This is a genomic window from Mesorhizobium sp. M7A.F.Ca.CA.004.12.1.1 (assembly GCF_003997835.1).
In the GTDB taxonomy this organism is placed as follows: domain Bacteria; phylum Pseudomonadota; class Alphaproteobacteria; order Rhizobiales; family Rhizobiaceae; genus Mesorhizobium.
In genome coordinates this window covers 1-5,857 of the sequence record NZ_RZRK01000379.1, presented here as the reverse complement: position 1 = coordinate 5,857, position 5,857 = coordinate 1, and the positions used below count along the sequence as shown (strand labels likewise).

Genomic DNA, 5,857 nt, shown 5'->3' with positions numbered 1-5,857 from the left:
GCCTTGACCGTGCCGCCGCCGAGGAATTTGTCGGAGGCCTGCTCTTCCAGCGTCGGGAAGACATAGCCCTTGAGCAGCTGCGGCACTTCTTCCAGCTTGGCGCCGGTGAGTTTGGCGATCGCGGCCGCCTGCGGCGACGACACCGACCACGCGTCGGGCTTGGCGAGGAACTCGGCATAGGCGGCGCCCGTCACCTTGACGAAGTCGCGCACCGCTTCCGGGTTCTTTTCGGCGAAGTCGGTGCGCACGATCCAGGCGTCGAAGGTTGGCGCGCCCCAGGCGGCGACCTGCGAGGAATCCACCACCACCTTGCCCGTCGTCTTGATCTGGCCGAGCGCCGGATCCCAGACATAAGCCGCGTCGATGTCGCCACGCGAGAATGCGGCGGCGATTTCCGGTGGCCTGAGATTGAGGATCTCGACCGACTTCGGATCCACGCCCTCATGCTTCAGCGCGGCGAGCAGGCTGTAATGCGTCGTCGAGACGAACGGCACGGCGACCTTCTTGCCGGCGAGGTCGGCGACTTTCTCGATGCCGGCGCCGTTGCGCGCCACCAGCGCCTCGGATTCGCCGATCAGGCCGACTATAAAGATGGTCTGGATCGGCAATTCGCGGCTAGCCGCCGCCGCCAGCGGGCTCGAGCCGACATAGCCGATATCGACCGAGCCGGAAGCGACCGCGGCGATGACATCGGCGCCGGAATCGAATTTGCGCCAGTCGATTACTGCCTTCGTCTCCTTTTCATAGGCGCCGTCGGCCTGCGGCACTTTCGAAGGCTCGACCACCGTTTGATAGCCGATGGTGATTTTGAGGTCGTCGGCATGGGCCGGGCCGAGGAAGGCCGCGCCGGCAAGTGCCGCCGACGAGAGGAGAACAATGCGTCGCGAAATGGTGGACATGGAGGGCTCCTGAAAAGAGAAAAATCGGAATGCCCCATGATAGTCCGCTAATTCTATTAGGTTTGTAGAGTTAAATCCTTCCAACGAAGGCGGGCTTGTTAGAAAAAAGCTGTCGGTGGTCGGCGGATAGGGCGGATGAGGCGGTTGTAGCGTGCAGGGTGTCGCCATAGGGCAGACCTTTTGATGCCGGCGGGACAGCGCCCCCCTCTGTCCTGCCGGACATCTCCCCCTCAAGTGGGGAGATTGGCAGTTTCGGCTTCAGCGCTTTTCTCGTTGACGGTAGAGATGGGGCGAAAGCGGTCGTGACGTCCAATCTCCCCACTTGAGGGGGAGATGGCCGGCAGGCCAGAGGGGGGCGCTGGCCCACCGGCCTTTAACCTCCTGAGCTGCTGCGATGGCTGCGCCTACCCCCCCACCGCGAACTAGATTTCCTGCTTCTAACCTCTGCCAGGCAAATTCATGCCTCAAATAGCCAACGATTTGGAAACATGTTCCGCGTGATCGGAGGTAAGTATAGTAATCTTATCGACATGAGGGAACTGGAGGCGACGATGAGCGGCCACTCCATCACCATGATCGCTCGCGACCCGGATCGGCTTTTGCCGTTGCGTGAGTCGACGCCAGTTGGAGGACCATTTGCCATCTCGCTGCCGTCAAAGCGTATTTTTGTGCTCTCTAGGGCACAAAGGCCGGTCAAAATCGCTGCAGCGGCTTGAAAACGAAGCAAAATCAGCAGTTCTCGGCTTGTACATCATGTCACTAGAATTTATGTGTCATGCGGGCTTGGACGCGGCGGCAACGCCCGCCAGGCGTTTTGCAACCGATGGTTCCATGCCGTCGCATGCCAGAGAAATTTTGATCTCATGCTCACCAAAAAAGGTAAGTACGGCCTCAAGGCGCTTGTCCACCTCGCGCGCTTGCCGGCCGGACAGCTCGCCTTCGTCAACGACGTCGCCACCGGCAACAACATCCCGAAGAAATTTCTCGACGCCATCCTGGGCGAGTTGCGCAATGCCGGCTTCGTCCAGAGCCGCAAGGGCAAGGATGGCGGCTATCGCCTGGCGCGCCCCGCCGATGAGATCAAGGTCGGCCATGTGGTGCGCGTCCTCGACGGCCCGCTGGCGCCGATCCCCTGCGCCAGCCGCACCCAGTACCAGCGCTGTGAAGATTGCAACGAGGCGACATGCCAAGTCCGACATCTGATGCTCGAGGTCCGGCAGGCGATCGCCGAGGTGCTCGATCAGCGCAGCCTCGCCGAAATGCGCGATATCTCTCTCGACGACCTGTCGGTCGCGAGGGACATCGGCGATCTGCCGGTCGCGGTGAAGGTCCAGGCCTGACACTGGCGTTGCGCAGAGCGAAGGCACGCCTATGACCGGGCGCGCCAACTCCATCATCATTGTCGGCGGCGGCGCCAGCGGCGTCGTGCTGGCCGCGCATCTCCTGAAGTCGCCCAATCCCGACCTGCGTGTCACGCTGATCGAAAGGCGCCCGCATTTCGGCCAGGGCATCGCCTATTCGACACTGCTGTCGGCGCATGTCTTGAATGTCAGCGCCGCCGGCATGAGCGCCTATGCCGACGATCCCGGCAATTTCTGGCGCTGGCTGCAGGAGCGCGGCCTGGCAACGGCCGAGCAGGCGCCCTTCTATGCGCCGCGCAGCATCTATGCCCGTTACCTCGGCGAGTTGCTCGACGAGCTGCAGGCGCGCGAAAAGCAGACCGGGCGGCTTCGGTTGATCCGCGAGGAAAGCCTCTCGATCACGCCCACCGCATCCGGTGTCGAAGTGGCGCTGGCCAACGGCACCAGCGTCGTTGCGCATCTCGCCGTGCTGGCCACCGGCCACGACGAGGAGCCGGCGCAAGGCCATGCCATCAGGATGGGATCGGAAGCCGATACAGCACTTCCGACCGACGCCGGCGTCATGGTGCTGGGCACCGGCCTGAGCATGGTCGATGCCTTCCTGGCGCTGGAACAGCGCGGCCATCGCGGCGACATCATAGCTGTGTCGCGGCGCGGCCTGTTGCCCTCGCCGCATCGCAAGGGCAATCCGATCAAGCTCGACGTCGCCGACATTCCGCTCGGCACCCAGCTCTCCTATTTCGTCGGCTGGTTCCGCGACCTGATCAAGGAAAACCAGAAGGCCGGCATCGACTGGCGCGACGTCGTCGACGGCCTGCGGCCGTTCAACCAGAAGATCTGGCAGAACTGGCCGGCTTCCGCCAAGCGCCGCTTCGTCGAGCACACCAAGGCCTGGTGGGACATCCACCGCCATCGCATGGCGCCCGAGGTCTACACCCGTGTCACCGAAGCCGTGCAATCCGGCCGCATTCGCCTGGTCGCCGGCCGCGTCGTCGACATCGCGCGCAACGGCGAATTCACCGTCCAGGTCCAGTCACGCCACACGCAGCGTCTCGAGACCTTCGAGGTCGCCCGCATCTACGATTGCTCTGGTATCGTGAGGGACATCTCGACCTCATCGAACAGCGTCGTGCGCTCGCTGGTCGACCGCGGTCTGGCACGGCCGGATCCGCTGCGCATCGGCCTCGATGTATCGGCCAAATGCGAGATCATCGCCGGCGACGGAACCATCTCGGCCAAGATCCTCGCCGTCGGCCCGCTGACGCGCGGCACCTTCTTCGAGATCGACGCCATTCCCGATATCCGCGTGCAGTGTGCGAGGCTGAGCAAGCAGCTGCTGGGATGAGAGCTCCGCGCAAACCCCAACGCCGTCGTCATCCTAGGGCGGAGCAGGAGCGAAGCGACGTCGCGGAGACCCTAGGATGACGAACGCGCGGAGGGTTCGCCGGACTTCGAAGCGACACTTGCCAACCCAAACCCGGAATTTCATTCCGCATCTGGCCGGTTGATTGGCACGATCTATCTTCTTTCCGACTGCAAAGGGCTGGAAAAGAGGATACGCTGCCGCCCTGCCCAGAGGCGGTCGCTTGGTCATGGAGCATCGATATGAGCGAGCACGAGATCGCCGCAGCCGACGAATTGTCCCGCCTGCGTCCGCCCTACAAATCCGTCCTCGACCTGATCGGCCAGACGCCGGTTGTCGAACTGACCAAATTCGACACCGGCAAATGCCGGCTGTTCATCAAGCTTGAAAGCCAGAACCCGGGCGGCTCGATCAAGGACCGTATCGCGCTGTCGATGATCGCCGCGGCTGAAAAGCAGGGCAAGCTTCGGCGCGGCGGCACCATCGTCGAGGCGACCGCCGGCAATACCGGCCTCGGCCTTGCCCAGGTCGGCATCCCCAAGGGCTACCGCATCGTGCTGGTCGTGCCAGACAAGATGTCGCGCGAAAAGATCCAGCATCTGCGCGCGCTCGGCGCCGAGGTGCGCATGACGCGCTCCGATGTCGGCAAGGGCCATGCCGAATATTACCAGGACATGGCCGAGAAGATCGCGGCGGAAACGCCCGGCGCCTTCTATGCCAACCAGTTCGCCAACCCGGCCAATCCGCTGGCGCATGAGACCACCACCGGTCCGGAGATCTTTTCGCAGCTCGACGGTGACGTCGATGCGGTGGTCGTCGGCGTCGGCTCCGGCGGTACGCTGACCGGGCTTGGCCGCTACTTCGCCAAAGTGTCGCCGAAGACCGAAATGGTGCTGGCCGATCCGGTCGGCTCGGTGCTGGCGCCGCTGATCAAGACCGGCAAGATGGAAGAGGCCGGCAGCTGGACCGTCGAAGGCATCGGCGAGGATTTCGTGCCGCCCAACGCCGATCTGTCGCTGGTCAAGAAGGCCTATTCGATCCCCGACAAGCAGAGCATGCTGGCGGTGCGCGACCTCTTGTCGAAGGAAGGTATCCTCGCCGGCTCATCCTCGGGCACGCTTTTGTCCGCCGCGCTGCGCTATTGCCGCGAGCAGACGGTGCCCAAACGCGTTGTCACCTTCGTCTGCGACAGCGGCAACAAATACCTGTCGAAAGTGTTCGACGATTTCTGGCTGGCCGAGCAGGGCCTTGCCGAGCACGAGCAGCATGGCGATCTGCGCGATCTGGTGATGCGCTCGCACCGCACCGGCGACACCGTCTATGTCGGCCCGGACGAAAGCCTGCTCAACGCCTATGGCCGCATGCGCCGTTCCGATGTCTCGCAGCTGCCGGTGCTCGACAATGGCAAGCTCGTCGGCATCGTCGACGAAAGCGACATCCTGGCCAAGGTCGACGGCCCCTATGACGGACGCTGGGAGCGCTTCAACGGCCCGGTCCGCACGGCCATGACCTCCAATCTGCACACGCTGCAGGCCAGCCAGACGCTGGATGCGCTGCTGCCGGTCTTCGACCGCAACGAGGTCGCCATCATCTTCGACGGCGACGAGTTCGTCGGGCTGATTACCCGCATCGACCTGATCAACCATCTGAGGCGCGCACGATGACCGCTGAAACACCACCACCGGGCAAGAACCGTCTGGCTTTCTCGACGCGCACCATCCATGGCGGCCAGAGCCACGACCCGCTGACCGGCGCGGTGATGGTGCCGATCTACGCCACCTCGACCTTTGCCCAGCAGTCGCCCGGCGTGCACAAGGGCTTTGAATATGCCCGCAGCCAGAACCCGACGCGCTTTGCCTTCGAGCGCGCCGTGGCCGACCTCGAAAGCGGCTCGGCCGCCTTTGCCTTCGCGTCCGGCCTGGCGGCGATCGCCACCGTGCTGGAGCTGCTCGATTCCGGCGCTCACATCGTCGCCACCGACGACATCTATGGCGGCTCGTTCCGGTTGATGGAGCGGGTGCGCAAACGCTCGGCCAATCTGCAGGTCTCGTTCGTCGACTTCACCGACCTCGCCGCCGTCGAGGCCGCGATCCGGCCCGAGACGAAAATGCTGTGGGTCGAGACGCCGACCAACCCGCTGCTGCGCATCGTCGACCTCGAAGGCGTCGCCGCACTCGCCAGGCGCAAGGGCATTTTGTCGGTCGCCGACAACACGTTCTGCAGCCCTTATATTC

6 protein-coding genes are annotated in these 5,857 nt (G+C 63.7%); 5 read left to right on the top strand and 1 reads right to left on the bottom strand.

What is annotated here, in order from left to right; all coding sequences use genetic code 11:
- Positions 1–899: taurine ABC transporter substrate-binding protein (gene tauA, locus EN984_RS19885; RefSeq protein ID WP_127383891.1), on the bottom strand; the 899-nt coding region annotated here is incomplete at its 3' end.
- 488 nt (positions 900–1,387) lie between these two features.
- On the opposite strand from tauA, the gene EN984_RS19875 reads away from it, so the two are divergent.
- From EN984_RS19875 to EN984_RS19855, 5 genes are all read left to right on the top strand, one after another.
- Positions 1,388–1,615: a hypothetical protein gene (locus tag EN984_RS19875; RefSeq protein ID WP_127270314.1), complete on the top strand. Its 228-nt coding sequence runs from the start codon at positions 1,388–1,390 to the stop codon at positions 1,613–1,615.
- Between the two features lie 147 nt (positions 1,616–1,762).
- Positions 1,763–2,239 (top strand): Rrf2 family transcriptional regulator, encoded by a 477-nt coding sequence (locus EN984_RS19870; RefSeq protein WP_127269713.1) that lies wholly within the window; start codon positions 1,763–1,765, stop codon positions 2,237–2,239.
- A 31-nt stretch (positions 2,240–2,270) separates the two neighbouring features.
- Positions 2,271–3,605: an FAD/NAD(P)-binding protein gene (locus EN984_RS19865; RefSeq protein WP_127269715.1), complete on the top strand. Its 1,335-nt coding sequence runs from the start codon at positions 2,271–2,273 to the stop codon at positions 3,603–3,605.
- Positions 3,606–3,865: 260 nt separating this feature from the next.
- The gene (locus EN984_RS19860) at positions 3,866–5,287 is read left to right on the top strand and encodes a pyridoxal-phosphate dependent enzyme (protein ID WP_127269717.1); all 1,422 of its coding nucleotides are present in this window, start codon (positions 3,866–3,868) and stop codon (positions 5,285–5,287) included.
- Positions 5,284–5,857, top strand: a 574-nt coding sequence (locus EN984_RS19855) for a PLP-dependent transferase (RefSeq protein ID WP_206517446.1), incomplete at its 3' end; no start/stop codon positions are given. The genes EN984_RS19860 and EN984_RS19855, both read left to right, overlap by 4 nt.

Coding starts and splice junctions, on each gene's coding strand:
- EN984_RS19875 (WP_127270314.1), top strand. CDS start 1,388: ATGTTCCGCGTGATCGGAGGTAAGTATAGTAATCTTATCGACATGAGG.
- EN984_RS19870 (WP_127269713.1), top strand. CDS start 1,763: ATGCTCACCAAAAAAGGTAAGTACGGCCTCAAGGCGCTTGTCCACCTC.
- EN984_RS19865 (WP_127269715.1), top strand. CDS start 2,271: ATGACCGGGCGCGCCAACTCCATCATCATTGTCGGCGGCGGCGCCAGC.
- EN984_RS19860 (WP_127269717.1), top strand. CDS start 3,866: ATGAGCGAGCACGAGATCGCCGCAGCCGACGAATTGTCCCGCCTGCGT.